The following is a 16,413-nucleotide window of genomic DNA, read 5'->3' as shown; positions in this document are numbered from 1 at the left end:
CCCGGCAAACAACGTTAACGAAGTCTAAATTGATTCAGCGCCTGTGGGGGGCCTAGTCTCGGATGGTTAGGGGAATAGGAATGGTGGGGCGCGGTATCGCGGTGGCAATCGCGGTGAGCGGCGTACTGGCGCTGGGCGGATGCGAGACGCTGGGCAAGCACCCGTACAAGCCCAAGCCCTCCGTGTCGGTGGAGCCGCCAAGCCCGTCGGACAAGTGGATCGGCCTTGCCAATCCCGACGATCGCGACCGCATCGCCCGGGTCGAGGCCGCCTGGACCGCCGCACTCGCCGACGCCCGCGCGGGCGGTGCGGCCGACGACATCTCCAAGGAAGGACTTCTGCTCAAGCCGGCCGCCGCGCTGCCGCGCCCGGCGCCGACCCCGGGCAGCTACAACTGCCGGCTGGTCAAGGTCGGCAACTATACTCGCAAGACCAAGGCGTTCGAGCGGTTCAAGCCCTTCTTCTGCTATGTCGAGGTGGACGGGGACGAGCTGACCATCGTCAAGCAGACCGGAAGCCAGCGTCCGGCCGGCCGGCTCTACGCCGACGACCGCGCCGACCGCCTCGTTTATCTCGGCAGCCTGGCATTGGGCAGCGAGGACCAGCCGCTCGCCTATGGCGAGAGCAGCGCACGCAACATGGCCGGCGTGTTCCAGCGCATCGGCGCGTTCCAGTGGCGCCTCGTCATCCCCTGGCCGCGCAGCCAGTCCAAGCTCGACGTGTTCGAGCTGACCCCGGTGGCCGAACAGCCCAAGTGAGCGGCGCGGGCGTGAGCGAGCCGCTCGCCGACCCGAACATCGTCCGCGCCCATCTGGTCGCCGCAGCCGCGGCCGGGACGGCGATCACCTATTCCGAGCTGCTCAACCATCTCGGCTATGCCTTTTCCCGCCCCAAGATGCGCGCGCTGTGCCAGACGCTCGGCGCGGTCGACGCGGAGGCGGCGGAGCGCGGCGAGCCCGAGCTGGCGGTGCTCGTCGTCCGCCAGTCCGACGGGCTGCCGGGGCAGGGCTGGTGGGTCGCCGGCGGCGCCGAGAAACATGGCCATCGCGGAAGCTGGGAAGGCGCGGCGGCAAAGACGCTGGTCAAGCGCCTGCAGTCCGCCGCGTTCCGCTACTGGAGCCGGCGGCCGCCGGACTGATCGGGCCGACTACTTCGGCGCTCGCGTCGCCTGGTCGCCCGGGCCCGTGCCGCCGCTCATTTCGGGCAGCGCTTCGTGTCCCACCATCTCGGCGCGTGCCGGCCAGGGCGCCACCGGATCGCGTGGCGGGGTGGCGGAGGTGAGGGCGAAGGTGACGATCGTGACCAGCGCGGCGATGGCGACGATCGCGGCCTTGCTCCAGCTCGGCTCGAACCGGAACGGCTGCCGCTCGACCCCGGCGGTCGAGACATGGCCCGGCTGCCACGGCGCGGTCGGCGGCGGCGCCGGGCGGGCGGTCCGGCGCGGATCCGGGCGACGCCGGCGCAAGCGGTCGTAGTGGGCACGCTTCGAGGCGTCGCGCAGGCAGGCATAGGCTTCGTTGATGGCGGTCGCGAGCGCCATCGCCTCGGCCGAGGCATTCACGTCGGGGTGGTAGCGCCGCATCAGCAGCCGGTAGGCGTTGCGGATCTTGGCGCCGTCGGCGTCCGGCGCCACGCCGAGGATCGCATAATAGTCATTCGCGACGACCATGGGCGTGCAATTACAAGGCGATGCCCCGGATGGGAAGCGGGGAGATGACCGCTTTGCCCCGGCCCGGCCGTTCCGCTAGAGGCGCGCGCATGGCCGAGACCGCCCGCACTTTCTCCGTTGCCGACGAGGACGACGGCATCCGCCTCGACCGCTGGGTCAAGCGGCACCTCCCCGACACCAGCTTCAACATGGTCTCGCGCTGGGCGCGGCTGGGCCAGCTCAAGCTCGACGGCAAGAAGGCGGTGCCCGGCGACCGGGTCGAGGCCGGCCAGGTCCTGTCGATGCCCTTCCCCGACGAGGCGGACCGCCCGGCCAAGGCGGAGCCCCGGCGCGACCCGCTGACCGAGGAAGAGGAGGATTTCGTGCGCGGGATGGTGATCGACCAGACCGCCGACGCCTTCGTCCTCAACAAGCCGCCGGGTCTCGCGACGCAGGGCGGGACCAAGACCAAGCAGCATCTCGACCGGCTGCTGGACGGGCTTGCCGATGCGCGGGGCAACCGGCCCAAGCTGGTCCACCGTCTCGACAAGGACACCAGCGGCGTGCTGCTGGTCGCGCGCAACGCCCGCGCCGCCAGCTTCTTCTCCAAGAGCTTCTCGGGCCGTACCGCGCGCAAGGTCTATTGGGCGATCGTCACCGGCGTCCCCTCGCTGGAAGGCGGGCTGATCGACCTGCCGCTCGCCAAGCAGCCGGGAACGGGTGGCGAGAAAATGCACGTCGACGAGGCGAACGGGCTGGCGGCGAAGACCCGCTGGCGGATGATCGACCGCGCCGGCAATCGCGCCGCCTGGCTCGAGTTGCAGCCGCTCACGGGCCGTACCCACCAGCTCCGCGCGCACCTCGCGGCGATCGGCCATCCGATTGTCGGCGATGCCAAGTACGGCGGGGCGGAGGCCTTCCTGACCGGGGGGATCAGCCGCAAGCTCCACCTCCACGCGCGGCGGCTTCGGATCGACTCGCCCGACGGGCTGATCGACGCTCGGGCTGAGCTGCCGCAGCACTTCACGGAGTCGCTGGCGAGCCTGGGCTTCAGCGAGGACGATGGCGACGCGCTGACGCTGGAGACGATCGATCCGGCGCAGAGCCCGGAGGCCAGGGCCAAGCGCGCGGCGGCGGCGGCTAAGACCAAGCGGCGCGAGCGGAAGGGCGAGCGGCGCGGCCGGGCCGGTGCCAGGGGCCGCGGCCGGTGAGCCGGCTCGCCATCTTCGACTGCGACGGGACCCTGGTCGACAGCGGCGCGACCATCCACCGTGCGCTGACCGCCACCTTCTACGCGCACGGCCGCGACCCGCTCCCCCCGGCGCAGGCGCGCAAGGTCATCGGCCTCAGCCTCGTCGAGGCGATGGCGACCCTCGCGCCCGACGCCGACCGCGACGAGCATGAGGCGCTGTCGACCACCTACAAGGACGCCTTCTCGACCATGCGCCGGGCCGGGCGGGTCGAGGAGCCGCTCTACGACGGCGTGCTCGAGCTGCTCGACCGGATGGAGCAGCGGGACTGGCTGCTCGCGGTCGCCACCGGCAAGTCTATGCGCGGGCTGAAGCATTGCCTCGAGAGCCACGGCATCCATGCCCGCTTCGTCTCGCTCCAGACCGCCGACACGCACCCGTCCAAGCCCCACCCCTCGATGGTGCTGCAGGCGTTGGCCGACAGCGGCTGCGAAGCGGGGCGCTCGGTCGTGATCGGCGACACCGCCTGGGACATGGGGATGGCGCGGGCCGCCGGCGCCCGGGCGATCGGCGCGCTGTGGGGCTATCATGACGAGGCCGAGCTGCTCCGCGCCGGGGCCGAGGCGATCGCGCGCGCGCCGCTGGAGGTCGCCGCCATGGCCGAGCAGATGGTGGGGGAGGAGCGATGACGCCCGAAGAGGAACATGCGCTGTGGCGCAAGCGGTTCATGGTGTTCGCGATCTTCCGCCTGCTCGGGGTGGGGATGGTGTTCGCCGGCATCGCTATCGCACTGGGTGACTTGGTCCGGCCCGGCGGCTCGCTGCCGTTCGGGCTGCCGCTGGTCCTGGTCGGTGCGCTCGACGCGCTGTTCGTTCCGCGCATCCTGAAGGCCGCCTACCGTCGCCAGGACGAGGAGGCCGGCCGGCGGTGAAGCGCTTCTGGAAGGAGGCGGCGGTCGACGCGGGCGGGCGCGTGCTGCTCGACGGGCGCCCGGTCCGGACCCCGGCGCGGGCGGAGCTGGTGCTGCCGACCGCCACGCTTGCGGACGCGGTCGCGGCCGAATGGGACGGGGTGGGGGAGCGGGTCGACCCGCGCGTCATGCCGCTGACCGGGCTCGCCAATGCCGCGCTCGACCGGGTGGCGCCCGATCCGGAGACCTTCGCCGCCGGGCTCGCACGCTATGCCGAGGGCGACCTTCTCTCCTACCGCGCCGAGCACCCCGATGCGCTGGTCGAGCGGCAGGCGGGGCTGTGGGATCCGTTGCTTGCCTGGGCGCGGGACCGCCACGGCGCGGAGTTAATGGTGACCGTGGGGATCTCGCCGGTCCGCCAATCCGCCGACGCAGTGGAGCGGCTCGGCGCGGCGGTGCGGGCCTTCGATCCATTCCGACTCGCCGGCCTCTCGCCGCTGGTGACGATCGGCGGTTCGCTGGTCGTCGCGCTCGCGGTGATCGAGGGAAAGGTCACGCCCGAGCAGGGCTGGGCGGCGGTGAGCCTCGACGAGGCTTGGCAGCTGGAGCGCTGGGGCGAGGACCCCGAGGCGCTGATGGCGCTGCGCAACCGCGAGCGGGACTGGCTCGCCGCCGCGCGCTTCCTCGCGCTGCTTTAGCGGCCGGCAACCAGGTCGCGGGTGAAGGCGACCAGCCCGACCTGGCGCTGCCGCTTCATCCGCTCGGCGGTGACGATCGCCTGCACCTGCTCGAGGCAGGTGGTCATGTCGCGGTTGACCAGCACATAGTCATATTCGGCCCAGTGGCTGATCTCGCTCGCCGCGCGCTGCATGCGGAAGGCGATCACCTCCTCGCTATCCGTCCCGCGCGAGCGCAGCCGCCGCTCCAGCTCCGCCATCGAGGGCGGCAGGATGAAGATCCGCACCAGATCCTCGCCCATCTCGGCGTAAAGCTGCTGGGTGCCCTGCCAGTCGATGTCGAACAGGATGTCGCGCCCCAGCTTCAGCGCGGCCTTCACCGGCGCCTTGGGCGTGCCGTAGCGATAGTCAAAGACCGGGGCCCATTCGACGAAGTCGCCCAGCTCGATCATGGCGTCGAACTGCTCGTTGTCGACGAAATGATAGTCGAGGTCGTCCCGCTCGCCCGGCCGGCGCGGCCGGGTCGTCGCCGAGATCGACATGGTGACCTCGGGATCGGCGCCGAGCAGCATTCGGCTGATGGTCGACTTGCCCGCTCCGGATGGCGAGGAAAGGACGATGAGCAGCCCGCGGCGGCTGCGCTGGTCGGCGGCTGAGGCGACGTTGCGGTCCATGGCCGCTCATGGCGGGTCGGAGAACGCTCCGTCAAGCAGACCATGCTGCACTGCAAAAAAATGAACTTGAAACGGCTAGGCTCGTCCTATATTGTGCAGTGCAACATAAACGATGGGTGTAGCAATGGACGTCGAAAACCAAAACGTCGAGACCGGTGTCGATGCGGCCGAGCAGGCGGTCGCGGCCGTGACGGACGTCGCGACCGACGCTTTCGAAGCGGTGACTTCGCCGGTCGCGGATGCGGCTGTCCAGGTCGCCCCCAAGCCGCGCCGCAAGCAGGCCAAGGTCGCGACCGAGGAGGTCGTGGCCGAAGTGAAGGCAATCAACGCCCGCCGGGTGAAGACCGAACGGAAGCCCCGCGGCCGCAAGGCGGCCACCGAGGCGGCGGCTCCCATCGAAACCAAGAAGGACAAGCCCATGAACTATGATGCGACGAACTGGATGAACAGCTTCGGTGACGTTTCGGCCCTTCCGGGCGCCGAGCAGATGACCAACTTCTTCGGGGAGGCCCGCGCCAAGGGCGAGGAAGCCCTGCAGCGGTCGCGCGCCGCCGCCGAGGACCTGGCCGAGCTGACCCGCGGCAACGTCGAGGCGATGATGAGCTCGGCGAAGATCGCCGCCACCGGTGCGCAGACGCTCGGCCGCTCGATGTTCGAGCGCGGCAAGGCGTCGGTCGAAGAGGCCGGCGAGGTGGTCAAGAGCCTGGCCGAGGCGAAGAGCCCGACCGAGTTCTTCCAGCTCCAGAGCGATCTCGCCCGCACCTCCTTCGACAAGATGGTCGCCGAGACCTCGCGTCTGACCGAGGAAATGGTGAAGCTCGCCGGCGAGACCGTCCAGCCGATCTCCAGCCGCGTGGCGGTTGCTGCGGAGCGCCTCAACAAGATCACCGCCTGACCTCTCTCTCCTCCTCCAGTCAGGTTGTGACCGCGGCCGCCCCTCCTCCGGGGCGGCCGCTTTCTTTTGTGCGCCAAAGGGACGGGTTCCGGACAGCGCGCCCTTGCCGTTTGTTCGCCCACGACCCTATTTACGGGCCTCTATGATTGAACCGATCCTCATGGCGGGCAAGGACGAGCCCGGGACCGGCGGCAATGGCGACGGCGTCGAGGAGATCGAGCGCGGCGTCGTCACGCGCACGCGTCCGCGCACCCGCAAGCCGAGCAACTACAAGGTGTTGATGCTCAACGACGACTATACTCCGATGGAGTTCGTCGTCCTGTGCCTGCAGCGCTTCTTCAGCATGGGCGTCGAGGATGCGACTCGGGTGATGCTTCAGGTCCACCAGCAGGGTGTGGCCGTGTGCGGCGTGTTCACCTACGAAGTCGCTGAGACCAAGGTCAGCCAGGTCATCGACTTCGCCCGCGAGAACCAGCACCCGCTCCAGTGCACGCTGGAGAAGGCCTGACCGGTCCGATTGGCGTCCGCCGAGCTTTTCATTAAGGCCCGGCAATGGACTCGATACATATCGTCGGCGGCAAGCGCCTCGAAGGAAGAATCCCGATTTCCGGCGCGAAGAACGCCGCCCTGGCCCTGCTTCCGTGCGCGCTGCTCACCGACGAGAAGGTGACCCTCGCCAACCTCCCGCGGCTCGCCGATGTCGACACGTTCGGCCATCTTCTCAACCAGCTCGGCGTCTCGACGATGGTCGAGGGCGTTCGGAAGGGCGAATATGGGCGGCGGATGACGCTGCAGGCGTCGGACATCCAGTCGACCGTCGCGCCCTACGACATGGTGCGCAAGATGCGCGCCTCGATCCTAGTCTTGGGGCCGATGCTGGCGCGGATGGGCGAGTCGACCGTCTCGCTGCCCGGCGGCTGCGCGATCGGCGACCGGCCGATCGAGCTTCACCTTCGCGCGCTCGAGGCAATGGGGGCCGAGATCGAGCTCGCCGCCGGCTATGTGAAGGCGAGCGCGCCGCAGGGTCGGCTCCCGGGCGGCGACTATAGTTTCCCGGTGGTGTCGGTCGGCGCGACCGAGAATGCGGTCATGGCCGCGGTACTGGCGGCGGGCCGAACCCAGCTGTTCAACGCGGCGCGCGAGCCGGAGATCGTCGATCTTTGTAACATGCTGGTAGCCATGGGCGCGACGATCGCGGGCATCGGCAGCTCGCACCTCATCATCGAGGGAGTCGAGGCGCTCCACGGCTGCACCTACGCGGTCATGCCCGACCGGATCGAGGCAGGCAGCTACGCCTGCGCCGCGGGGATCACCGGCGGCTCGCTCGACCTGGTCGGCGCACGGGCCGAGGACATGCTGGCGATCACCAACGCGCTCAGTCATTCCGGACTGATGGTCGAGCTCCACGACAAGGGGATCAAGGTCACCGCCGACAAGCCGCTGAAGCCGCTCGCGGTGTCGACCGCGCCGTTCCCCAGCTTCCCGACCGACATGCAGGCACAGTTCATGGCGATGCTGTGCCTGGCAAAGGGCGAGAGCTTCCTCGAGGAGACGATTTTCGAGAACCGCTACATGCACGTCCCCGAGCTGCGACGGATGGGCGCGAGCGTCGACATTCACGGACGCTCGGCCTTGGTCCACGGAGTGGAGAAGCTGACCGGGGCACAGGTGATGGCGACCGACCTGCGCGCCTCGATGAGCCTGATCCTCGCCGGTCTAGCGGCGGAGGGGGAGACCGAGGTGCTTCGTGTCTACCATCTCGACCGCGGTTACGAGCGGCTCGAAGAGAAGCTCAGCGCGGTCGGCGCGACGATCGAGCGGCGCGGCGGCGGCTGAGCCGCGGCCCGGACAGATCAGTGGCGGACCTCGAAGCCGGTCGTTCGCTCGGCCGCAGCGTCCTCGCTGTCGAGCCGGTCGACGCGTGCGCCGTCGGGGCCGCGCCGCATCTCGCTGATCATCACGTCGAGCGCGCTCGATTCACCCTCGAGCAGCGCCTCGACCGATCCGTCGGGGTCGTTGCGGACCCAGCCGGAGACTCCCAGCGCGCGGGCGCGGTCGGCGGTCCACTGGCGATAGAAGACGCCCTGCACCGTGCCGCGGACGCGGACCCGCCGCGCGCCGCTCATCCCGCGACCGTGATGTCGGGGGCGTCCTCGGCCTTCATGCCGACGACATTGTAGCCGGCATCGACATGGTGGATCTCCCCGGTGACGCCGCTGGCGAGATCCGACAGGAGATAGAGCCCCGCGCCACCGACGTCCTCGATGGTGACGTTGCGACGGAGCGGCGCATTATACTCGTTCCACTTCATGATGTAGCGGAAGTCGCCGATCCCGCTCGCGGCCAGCGTCTTGATCGGGCCGGCGCTGATCGCGTTGACCCGGATCCCCTCGGGGCCGAGGTCGGCCGCGAGATATTTGGTCGACATTTCCAACGCAGCCTTGGCGACGCCCATCACGTTGTAGTGAGGGATGACCTTCTCGGCGCCATAGTAGGTCAGGGTGACCATCGCACCGCCCGCCTCCATCATCGCGGCGGCGCGCCTAGCGACGGCGACGAAGCTGTAGACCGAGATGTTCATGGTCATCAGGAAGTTGTCGAGGCTGGTGTCGACGAACTTGCCGCGCAGCTCGTTCTTGTCGGAGAAGCCGATCGCGTGGACGAGGAAGTCGAGCTTCCCCCACTGTCCCTTGAGATGGTCGAAGGCACGGTCGAGCGCGGCCATGTCGCTGACGTCGCAGTCGATCAGCAGCTCGGAACCGAGCTCGGCGGCGAGCGGGCGGACCCGCTTCTCCAGCGCCTCGCCCTGGTAGGAGAAGGCGAGCTCGGCACCCTGCGCTCGAAGCGACTTGGCGATGCCCCACGCCAGCGAGCGGTCGTTCGCAAGGCCCATGATCAGCCCGCGCTTGCCCTGCATCAGCCCCGTCACGCCGTTACCCCTCCGCCTTCTTCCTTTGCCACGTCCTCGCCGGGCTGCGGCTCCTCGACTTCCAGTTTGTCGCTGAACGGCCCCGAATAGACCTCGCCCCTTAGCGCCTTCCCGCCGGTTTCCGCCAGCGCCGCGTTGAGCTCCGCGCCCATCACCACGCCAAGACCGATGAAGAAGAAGAACAGCAGCGCGACCATCACGCCCGCGAGGCTGCCGTAGGTCAGCGAATAGCCGCCGGCGAGCGCGATGGCGCGGGGCAGGAGCTCGGCGATCAGCAACCACCACAGGGTCACCAGCAGGGCGCCGGGCCATTTGCGGCAACGGATGCTGCGATAGCGAGCCGGAGTCAGCGAGACGAACAGCGCGTAGAAGGTAACGTACAACGGGATGGCCGGCGCGAAGCGGTAGAAGCCGATCAGGTGCGCCGCGCCCTCGCTGAAGGGGAAGAGGTGCAGGATGAGATCGTGGATGCCGGTCAGCACGACCTGCGCGGCGAAGGCCGTCATCATCAGCAGCACCGCGCCGATGATCAGCAGGATCGACCCGAGCCGATATTCCCAGAAGGGCTTGCAGAAGGTCACGCCGTAGGCGCGGCGGAGGATGTCGCGGATCGTCTCGACGAAGCTCGCCGCGGTCCATAGCCCGACGATCCCGCCAAACCACAGCAGCGGCCCGTGACGCGCGCTCAGCACCGCCTCGACCGGGTCCTTGAGCAGCGAGCCGACGTCGGGGGGCAGGCGGGCGATGAGGTTGATGGCGACCAGCTGCGCGTCCTCGCTGCGCCCGAGCAGATGGGCGAGCGCGGCGGCGACGATGATGAAGGGGAAGATCGCCAGTAGCGAGAGGTAGGCGAGGTTGCCGGCGTGGATGAACCCATCCGAGTAGACCCCGATGGCGACCCGCTTGACGACCTCGAACGGGCGGGTCCCCGGGCGGATGCGATCGACGACTTCCTCGCCGAAGCGGGCGCGCAGGGTCGCGAGCCGCTTTCGCCGCGCTTCGGGCGACTGGGGGGAGACGGTCTGCATGGTTGGCTTAGGTCAGACGCCCAGCGTCGCCCGCGGGTTGCGCCCATCCTTCCAGTCAACGGCAAAGCGTTCCAGCGCGGGATCGTCGACGGGCAGGTCGACGGCGAGAATGACCAGCTGGTCGCCGCGCTGTCCGCCCTTGCCGCTGAAACCGCGCCCCTTGATCCGCAGTACCTTGCCCGACGACGAGCCCTTGGGGACGGTCAGCATGATCGTGCCGTCGGCGGTCGGCACCTTCACCTTGGCGCCGAGCACCGCCTCGCTCAGCGTGACGGGCAAGGTGAGGCGGATGTCGCGGCCCTCGCGGGTGAAGAAGCGGTGCGGCTGGACGGCGATGGTGACGATCGCGTCGCCGGGTCCGGCCGCGCCCTGCTCGCCCTTGCCGGCGAGGCGGATCTTGGTGCCGTCCTCGACCCCGCCGGGCAGCTTGAGGTCGATCGTCTTGCCGTCGCCGAGCGTCACCCGCTGCGGCTTGAGCGCCGCGGCGTCGAGGAAGGGCACGGCCAGGCGGTAGCTGACGTCGGCACCCTTCTGCGGGGCGCGCTGCTGGCGACCACCGCCGCCGAAACCGCCGAACGGGCCGGAGCGGCGCCCGCCGCCCCCCCCGCCGAAGATCCCTTCGAACAGGTCGGAGAGGTCGGCGGTCTCGGCACCCCCGGCAAAGCCGCCGCCCGGAAAACCGTCGTACCCGCCGCCTGGGCCGCTACTGCCGCGCTGGCCGCCGAAGCCGCCGCCGAACGGCATCTTGGGGTTGCCCTCCTCGTCGATCTCGCCGCGGTCGTACCGCGCTCGCTTGTCGGCGTCGGACAGAAGGTCGTAGGCGCTGGTCACCTGCGAGAAGCGCTCGGCCGCCTTGGGATTGTCCTTGTTGCGATCGGGGTGGAGCTGCTTGGCGAGGCTGCGGTAGGCCTTCTTGATGTCGGCTTCGCTCGCGCCGCGCTTCACGCCCAGTCGTTGATAGAGATCCATAATCCTCGGGGTCATGCCGGAGAGTTTGCTCGAGCGCTAGTTAGGGATTGAGTCGCTTGCGAGGCAAGGCGGGGGGGTCCAAAGGGCAAGAGAAATGGCCGACGATCCGCTTGACCTGTTCGACAGCTGGCTTGCCGAGGCGCAGACCAGCGAGCCCAACGACCCCGAGGCGATGGCGCTGGCGACCTCCACGCCCGACGGCCGGCCGTCGGTCCGCATGGTGCTGCTCAAGGGGCACGGGCCGGAAGGCTTCGTCTGGTACACCAACCTCGACAGCCGCAAGGGCGGCGAACTGCAGGCCAACGAGCGCGCCGCCCTGCTCTTCCACTGGAAGAGCCTGCGGCGGCAGGTCCGCATCGAGGGGCCGGTCGAGCGCGTCGAGGATAGCTTGGCGGATGCCTACTTCGCCACCCGGGCACGGGACTCGCAGCTCGGCGCCTGGGCCAGCGACCAGTCGCGCCCGCTCGACAGCCGAACCACCTTCGAGCAGCGGTTCGCCGAGGTGCAGCAGCGCTTTGAGGGCGGCACGGTGCCGCGGCCGCCGCGCTGGTCGGGCTTTCGCTGCGTCCCCGAGCAGATCGAATTCTGGCAGGACCGGCAGTTCCGGCTCCATGATCGGCGGCTGTTCACCCGCACCGAAGACGGGTGGAGCGAAGGACTGCTCTACCCGTGAGCGGGGCGATCGGCGCGGAAAGGGCGACCCTGTCGTCGCGGGCCGCGCTGGCGAGTGTCGGACTCGCCACCACGCTGCTGCTGATCAAGGGCTATGCGGCGTGGAAGACCGATTCCACCGCCATGCTCGGCAGCCTCGCCGACACCGGGCTCGACCTCATCGCCAGCATCTTCACTCTGGCCGGGGTGCGGATCGCCGCCATTCCCGCGGACGAGGACCATCGCTTCGGCCACGGCAAGGCGGAGGCGCTGGTCGCCATGGCGCAGGTGATGCTGATCGCCGTGTCGGCGGTCGGGATCGCGTGGCGCGCTGCGGACCGGCTGGTGAGCGGCTCGGCCACGTCCGACGCCGAGCTGGGGATCGGGGTGTCGCTGTTCGCGATGGCGCTGACGGTCGGGCTGCTCGCCTATCAGCGACGCGTGATCGCGCGCACCAATTCGGTCGCGATCAAGACCGACAATGTCCATTACCAGTCCGACTTGCTGCTGAACGCGGCCGTGATCGCGGCGCTGTGGCTGGAGCAGTTCTGGCACCTCGCCGGCGCCGACGCCTGGTTCGGACTCGCGATCGCGGCGTTTCTCGTTTTCGGCGCATGGCAGTCGTCGAGCCACGCGCTTGACCAGCTGATGGACCGTGAGTGGCCGGACGAGAAGCGTGCGCAGCTGATCGCGTTGATTCAGAGCCACCCCGAGATGGCGGGAATCCATGACCTGCGCACCCGGACCTCGGGCGGGCACGACTTCATCCAGTTCCAGATCTCGCTCGAGCCGCTGCTGTCGGTCGCCAAGGCGCACGACGTGATGGACGAGATCGAGGCGACCATCCGCGCCGACTTTCCCGGCGCCGACATCCTCATCCACCCCGTCCCGTTCGGCCATCCGGCGGTTAAGGAGCTGACCGTATGACCGTTCTGCCCTTCTTCCAGGTCGATGCTTTCGCCGAACGGCCGCTGGGCGGAAACCCGGCGGCGGTCATGCCGCTCGAGCAATGGCTCGACGATTCGACGCTCCAGGCTATCGCCGCCGAGAACAACCTCAGCGAGACTGCCTTCACCGTGCCTTCCGAAGACCCGGAGGCGGATTATCATCTCCGCTGGTTCACTCCGACCACCGAGGTCGACCTGTGCGGCCATGCCACGCTGGCGAGCGGTCACATCCTGCTCAACCAGGGGGCGGTGCGGTTCCGCACCCGCTCCGGCATCCTCCGGGTCGAGCGCGACGGCGAACTGCTCCGCCTCGACCTGCCGGCAAGCACGGTCGAGCCGGCCGAGGCGGCGGGGCTGCTCGACGCACTTGGGCTCGAGCACGGCGAGATCTTCCGCGGTCGCGGCGGCAACGGCGCGCTCATCGTGCTGCTCGAGAGCGAGGCGGCGGTGCGCGCGGTCGCGCCGGACTTCCCAGCATTGAAGGCGTGGGACTCGCTGGTGATCGTCACCGCCTCGGGGCTCGAGCAGGACGTGGCGAGCCGCGTCTTCGCCGTCTACCACGGGATCGACGAGGACCCGGTCACCGGATCAGCGCATGCCGCGCTGGTGCCTTTCTGGGCAGGGCGGCTGGGCCGGCAGAGCTTCGGCGCCCACCAGGTCAGCGCGCGCGGCGGACTGCTGAAGTGCGAGCTGCGCGGCGACCGGGTCGTGCTGGGCGGGCGTTGCTTCACGGTGATCGAGGGCAGTTTCCAGCTGTGAGGGCCGCGCTCGCGGCGCTGCTGCTGACGCTTGCCGCACCGGCCTCCGCCAGCCCCGCTACGGACCGCGCGGCGATCCTCGCCACCATCGGACGGATGGAGGCGGCGTGGAACCGCGGCGACTTCGTGGGCTACATGGCGGGGTTCAAGAAACCCGACGTGGTGTTCGTGTCGGGCGGCAAGTTCCAGGACGGGTGGCAGGGCACGCTCGACCATTATATTCGCGACCATGGCGCGAACGCCGGCACCCGTGGGCATCTACATTTCTCTGACATGACGGTCGACCTTCTCTCGCCGACCGCGGCGATGCTGGTCGGCCGCTACCGGCTGGAGCGGACCGGGCGGGTGACGGAGGGGGTCAACACCCGCCTGTTCAAGAAAATCAGCGGCCGCTGGCTGATCACCCTCAACCATGTCTCCGCGTACGACCTGACGCCGGCGCCGTCCGCGCCAGCAGCGCGCTGAGATCGGCCTTCCAGAACCTGGCCCAGGTGTGGGTGCCATGGCCTCGGGTTTCGGCGCTTTCCGGGATCAGCCGGTAGCGAACCGTCGGCATCCGCTTCAGCGCGGCAGGCGGGAAGGGCAGATTGCGCGGGTTGATGAAGTCGTCGGCCGAGTTGATCCACGTCATCGGCGCGCGGATCGCCTCCAGCCGCGGCCAGGGATTGTAGGTTCGGCTAGCGTCGAGTTGGTAGACGAGGTCGTTGGCGTCCAGCCCCTGTAGGCCGGCGGTGACCCGGCCGGAAGCGTAGGCGCTCGCCGCCGGGCGGGTCGGATAGGTCGCCTGGAGGTAGAGCGGCGCCGAACCGGCGATGAACAGCAGCGACTCCGCCGTGCGCAACCCCTGCAGCGGCGGCTGGCGATACTCCCCGCCGGCCCAGGCCGGATCCGCCTTGATCCCGTCGATCGCCAGCTGGCGCCACATGCGGTTGAGGCCGGCGATCTCGACCGGCTCGCAGGCGAGCGGCATCAGGGCGTCGGCGGCGTCGGGATGCTCCTCCGCCCAGACGAAGCTGTGCATGCAGCCCATCGAGGTGCCCATGATCAGGCGGAGGTGGGTGACGCCGAGCCCGTCGGCGAGCATCCGCCGCTGCGCCTCGACCATGTCGTCGTAGTCATAGGCCGGAAAGCGCATGTGGAGGCCGTCCGACGGCTTGGACGAGGCGCCGTGCCCGAGATTGTCGGGCAGGATCACGAAGATGCGGCGGATGTCGAGCGGCTGGCCGGGACCATAGAGCTCGTCGGCGAACTGCGGCGAGAGAAACTGGGCGCCGGTCCCGCCGGTGCCGTGCAGGACCATCACCGCATTGTCGATCCGGCCCGCGGCGTCGCGATGAGGGGTGCCGAGCAGGCGATAGTGCATCCGCAACTCGGGCAGCGACTGGCCCGAGCGGAAGCGGAAATCCTTCAGCACCACGTCGCCCTCGCGAACCGGCCAGTGCCGCGCGGGCGGCGGCGAGGTCCGCGGAGAGGGCGTCAAGGGAGTCTGTGCGGCGAGCGCGGCAAGCAACAGGAGCATCGCCTCAATCCTTCAGTTGGGTTTCGAGCGCGTCGAGCATGGGCCGCTGGCTCGCCAGCATCTCGACGCGGGCTTCGGGGAGCGTGAACCAGCGCGCTTCCTCGGCTTCGGGAAACTGCTTCATCTGCCCGCTCTTCGGCGGCCATTCGAGCGTGAACAGGTTGCTGTCGAGCGCCGCCGTGTCGAAATCACCCTCGACCGCGAAGGCGGCCACCCGCTTGCCCCCGGACTGGCGGACCTCGCACAGCCGGAGCGGGACGGAGTCGAGCCGGGCGCCGGTTTCCTCCTCGAACTCGCGCAGCGCCGCTTCGGCGGGCGCCTCGCCCGGCTCGATCTCGCCCTTGGGGATCATCCAACTGCCGGGCCGCCGCCGCCGCCAGAACGGACCGCCCGGATGGATCAGGAGCACTTCGAGCCCGCGGGCCGAGTGCCGGTAGAGCAGGACTCCGGCACTCGTCGGTGCGGCCATCAGGCCGCGACCGCCGCGGGAGCCGCTGCTTCCGTCGCTTCGATCCAGCCGCCGCCAAGCAGGCGGCTGCCGTCGTAGAAGACCGCCGCCTGGCCGGGTGCGACGCCATATTCCGGGCGCTCGAACAGGACGCGCTCGCCGCTGCGGATCGCCGCGACGGGCGGGGCTAGCGAGCGGACCTTCACGCCGACCGTTCGCTGCTCCTCGCCGATCCAATTGATGGCTCCGACCGTGGCGGCGCTGACTGCAAGCGCCGCCTTGGGTCCGACCACCAGTCGCTGCGCCTCGGGGTCGATGCGGACGACGTAAAGCGGTTCCTTCTGCCCGCCGATAGTGATGCCGCGGCGCTGCCCGACGGTGAAGTGGACCACGCCCGGATGCTCGCCCAGCACGCGCCCGGAGAGGTCCACGATCTCGCCCGGGGCGGCGGTCTCCGGCCGTAGCCGCTTGACCAGCCCGGCATAGTCGCCGTCGGGAACGAAGCAGATGTCCTGGCTGTCCGGCTTGTTCGCGACCGGCAGGGCGAACTCGCCGGCCAACCGGCGGGTCTCGCTCTTGGGAAGGTCGCCGACGGGGAAGCGCAGGAAGTCGAGCTGCTCGCGGGTCGTGCCGTACAGGAAGTAGCTCTGATCGCGCGCCGGGTCGGCACCCTTGTGAAGCTCGGTTCGGCCGACGTTCACCACCCGCCGCACATAATGGCCGGTCGCCAGCGCGTCCGCGCCAAGCTCGCGAGCGAAGGCGACGAGGTCGGTGAACTTCACCCCCTGGTTGCACAGCGAGCAGGGGACTGGCGTGCGCCCACGGGCGTAGTCGTCGGCGAAGCGGTCGATCACGCCGGCGCGAAAGCGGCTTTCATAGTCGAGGACATAATGCGGGATGCCGAGCTGGTCGCAGGCGGTGCGCGCGTCGTAGATGTCCTGCCCGGCGCAGCAACTGCCGCTCCGCTTAACCGCCTCGCCGTGATCGTAGAGCTGGAGCGTGACCCCGATCACCTCGGCCCCGCTCTGCACCGCGAGGGCCGCGGCGACGCTGCTGTCGACGCCGCCCGACATGGCGACAACGATGCGCGCGCGGCCCGCGCTGTTCAGGTCGAAACTCACCGGCATGGTGACGGCCTTTACCTGAAGTTCACCCTATCTCGCTAGACCG

The 16,413-nt window shown here is 69.4% G+C and carries 22 protein-coding genes; 13 read left to right on the top strand and 9 right to left on the bottom strand.

Annotated elements, in window-relative coordinates:
* The first annotated feature begins 80 nt into the window (after positions 1-80).
* Entirely contained in the window at positions 81-758 is a 678-nt protein-coding gene (locus HMF7854_RS14880) for a DUF4893 domain-containing protein (RefSeq protein WP_185829310.1), read from the top strand.
* 11 nt (positions 759-769) lie between these two features.
* Positions 770-1,138, top strand: a complete 369-nt coding sequence (locus HMF7854_RS14875) for a ribose-phosphate pyrophosphokinase (RefSeq protein ID WP_126719917.1) — start codon at positions 770-772, stop codon at positions 1,136-1,138.
* A gap of 9 nt (positions 1,139-1,147) precedes the next feature.
* On the opposite strand, the gene HMF7854_RS14870 is transcribed toward HMF7854_RS14875, so the two are convergent.
* Positions 1,148-1,669, bottom strand: a complete 522-nt coding sequence (locus tag HMF7854_RS14870; protein WP_126719916.1) for a J domain-containing protein — start codon at positions 1,667-1,669, stop codon at positions 1,148-1,150.
* Positions 1,670-1,758: 89 nt separating this feature from the next.
* On the opposite strand from HMF7854_RS14870, the gene HMF7854_RS14865 reads away from it, so the two are divergent.
* Genes HMF7854_RS14865 through HMF7854_RS14850 form a run of 4 tightly spaced genes read left to right on the top strand, consistent with a single transcriptional unit; the run spans position 1,759 to position 4,446 of the window.
* Positions 1,759-2,859, top strand: coding sequence for an RluA family pseudouridine synthase (locus HMF7854_RS14865; RefSeq protein WP_126719915.1), 1,101 nt, complete (start codon positions 1,759-1,761; stop codon positions 2,857-2,859).
* A complete protein-coding gene (locus HMF7854_RS14860; RefSeq protein ID WP_126719914.1) occupies positions 2,856-3,527 on the top strand; it encodes an HAD-IA family hydrolase in 672 nt (223 codons plus the stop codon). Before HMF7854_RS14865 ends, HMF7854_RS14860 begins: the two co-directional genes overlap by 4 nt.
* Complete coding sequence (locus HMF7854_RS14855) at positions 3,524-3,769, top strand: hypothetical protein (RefSeq protein ID WP_126719913.1); 246 nt, start codon at positions 3,524-3,526, stop codon at positions 3,767-3,769. The genes HMF7854_RS14860 and HMF7854_RS14855 overlap by 4 nt, the downstream gene beginning before the upstream one ends.
* Positions 3,766-4,446, top strand: a complete 681-nt coding sequence (locus HMF7854_RS14850) for an ATP12 family chaperone protein (RefSeq protein WP_126719912.1) — start codon at positions 3,766-3,768, stop codon at positions 4,444-4,446. The genes HMF7854_RS14855 and HMF7854_RS14850 overlap by 4 nt, the downstream gene beginning before the upstream one ends.
* On the opposite strand, the gene gmk is transcribed toward HMF7854_RS14850, so the two are convergent.
* Positions 4,443-5,099: a guanylate kinase gene (gene gmk, locus HMF7854_RS14845; protein ID WP_126719911.1), complete on the bottom strand. Its 657-nt coding sequence runs from the start codon at positions 5,097-5,099 to the stop codon at positions 4,443-4,445. The genes HMF7854_RS14850 and gmk overlap by 4 nt on opposite strands.
* A 124-nt stretch (positions 5,100-5,223) precedes the next feature.
* Here gmk and HMF7854_RS14840 point away from each other — a divergent pair, with 124 nt between their 5' ends.
* The 3 genes from HMF7854_RS14840 to murA all read left to right on the top strand — a co-directional run bounded on the left by HMF7854_RS14840 (position 5,224) and on the right by murA (position 7,830).
* Positions 5,224-5,994 carry a phasin family protein gene (locus HMF7854_RS14840; protein ID WP_185829309.1) on the top strand — a complete coding sequence of 257 codons (771 nt, stop codon included), beginning with the start codon at positions 5,224-5,226 and terminating at the stop codon, positions 5,992-5,994.
* A 142-nt stretch (positions 5,995-6,136) separates the two neighbouring features.
* The gene (clpS, locus tag HMF7854_RS14835) at positions 6,137-6,502 is read left to right on the top strand and encodes an ATP-dependent Clp protease adapter ClpS (RefSeq protein ID WP_239017009.1); all 366 of its coding nucleotides are present in this window, start codon (positions 6,137-6,139) and stop codon (positions 6,500-6,502) included.
* 44 nt (positions 6,503-6,546) lie between these two features.
* Positions 6,547-7,830 carry a UDP-N-acetylglucosamine 1-carboxyvinyltransferase gene (murA, locus tag HMF7854_RS14830; RefSeq protein ID WP_126719909.1) on the top strand — a complete coding sequence of 428 codons (1,284 nt, stop codon included), beginning with the start codon at positions 6,547-6,549 and terminating at the stop codon, positions 7,828-7,830.
* Positions 7,831-7,847: 17 nt separating this feature from the next.
* Here the strand turns inward: murA and HMF7854_RS14825 are convergent, their stop codons facing one another.
* From HMF7854_RS14825 to HMF7854_RS14810, 4 genes are read right to left on the bottom strand one after another with little or no spacing between them, the layout of a single operon-like run.
* Entirely contained in the window at positions 7,848-8,120 is a 273-nt protein-coding gene (locus HMF7854_RS14825; RefSeq protein WP_126719908.1) for an acylphosphatase, read from the bottom strand.
* Positions 8,117-8,923 (bottom strand): enoyl-ACP reductase FabI, encoded by an 807-nt coding sequence (fabI, locus tag HMF7854_RS14820; RefSeq protein ID WP_126719907.1) that lies wholly within the window; start codon positions 8,921-8,923, stop codon positions 8,117-8,119. Before fabI ends, HMF7854_RS14825 begins: the two co-directional genes overlap by 4 nt.
* Positions 8,920-9,951, bottom strand: coding sequence for a YihY/virulence factor BrkB family protein (locus HMF7854_RS14815; protein WP_126719906.1), 1,032 nt, complete (start codon positions 9,949-9,951; stop codon positions 8,920-8,922). The genes fabI and HMF7854_RS14815 overlap by 4 nt, the downstream gene beginning before the upstream one ends.
* A 12-nt stretch (positions 9,952-9,963) precedes the next feature.
* The gene (locus tag HMF7854_RS14810) at positions 9,964-10,923 is read right to left on the bottom strand and encodes a DnaJ C-terminal domain-containing protein (RefSeq protein ID WP_420822381.1); all 960 of its coding nucleotides are present in this window, start codon (positions 10,921-10,923) and stop codon (positions 9,964-9,966) included.
* A 91-nt stretch (positions 10,924-11,014) separates the two neighbouring features.
* Here HMF7854_RS14810 and pdxH point away from each other — a divergent pair, with 91 nt between their 5' ends.
* From pdxH to HMF7854_RS14790, 4 genes are read left to right on the top strand one after another with little or no spacing between them, the layout of a single operon-like run.
* Positions 11,015-11,593: a pyridoxamine 5'-phosphate oxidase gene (pdxH, locus tag HMF7854_RS14805; protein ID WP_126719904.1), complete on the top strand. Its 579-nt coding sequence runs from the start codon at positions 11,015-11,017 to the stop codon at positions 11,591-11,593.
* On the top strand, positions 11,590-12,498 hold the full coding sequence (locus HMF7854_RS14800; RefSeq protein WP_239017007.1) for a cation diffusion facilitator family transporter: 909 nt from the start codon (positions 11,590-11,592) through the stop codon (positions 12,496-12,498). Before pdxH ends, HMF7854_RS14800 begins: the two co-directional genes overlap by 4 nt.
* Positions 12,495-13,277, top strand: a complete 783-nt coding sequence (locus HMF7854_RS14795; protein ID WP_126719903.1) for a PhzF family phenazine biosynthesis protein — start codon at positions 12,495-12,497, stop codon at positions 13,275-13,277. Before HMF7854_RS14800 ends, HMF7854_RS14795 begins: the two co-directional genes overlap by 4 nt.
* Positions 13,274-13,741, top strand: coding sequence for a YybH family protein (locus HMF7854_RS14790; protein ID WP_239017006.1), 468 nt, complete (start codon positions 13,274-13,276; stop codon positions 13,739-13,741). The genes HMF7854_RS14795 and HMF7854_RS14790 overlap by 4 nt, the downstream gene beginning before the upstream one ends.
* On the opposite strand, the gene HMF7854_RS14785 is transcribed toward HMF7854_RS14790, so the two are convergent.
* From HMF7854_RS14785 to mnmA, 3 genes are read right to left on the bottom strand one after another with little or no spacing between them, the layout of a single operon-like run.
* A complete protein-coding gene (locus HMF7854_RS14785; protein ID WP_126719901.1) occupies positions 13,683-14,795 on the bottom strand; it encodes an alpha/beta fold hydrolase in 1,113 nt (370 codons plus the stop codon). The genes HMF7854_RS14790 and HMF7854_RS14785 overlap by 59 nt on opposite strands.
* Positions 14,796-14,799: 4 nt before the next feature.
* Positions 14,800-15,264, bottom strand: coding sequence for an NUDIX hydrolase (locus HMF7854_RS14780; RefSeq protein ID WP_126719900.1), 465 nt, complete (start codon positions 15,262-15,264; stop codon positions 14,800-14,802).
* Entirely contained in the window at positions 15,264-16,370 is a 1,107-nt protein-coding gene (gene mnmA, locus HMF7854_RS14775) for a tRNA 2-thiouridine(34) synthase MnmA (protein ID WP_126719899.1), read from the bottom strand. The genes HMF7854_RS14780 and mnmA overlap by 1 nt, the downstream gene beginning before the upstream one ends.
* Between the last annotated feature and the right edge of the window lie 43 nt (positions 16,371-16,413).

The organism is Sphingomonas ginkgonis (genome assembly GCF_003970925.1).
Lineage (GTDB): Bacteria > Pseudomonadota > Alphaproteobacteria > Sphingomonadales > Sphingomonadaceae > Sphingomicrobium > Sphingomicrobium ginkgonis.
Note: the sequence above shows the minus strand (reverse complement) of the source record. Positions and strands in the feature narration are given on the sequence as shown.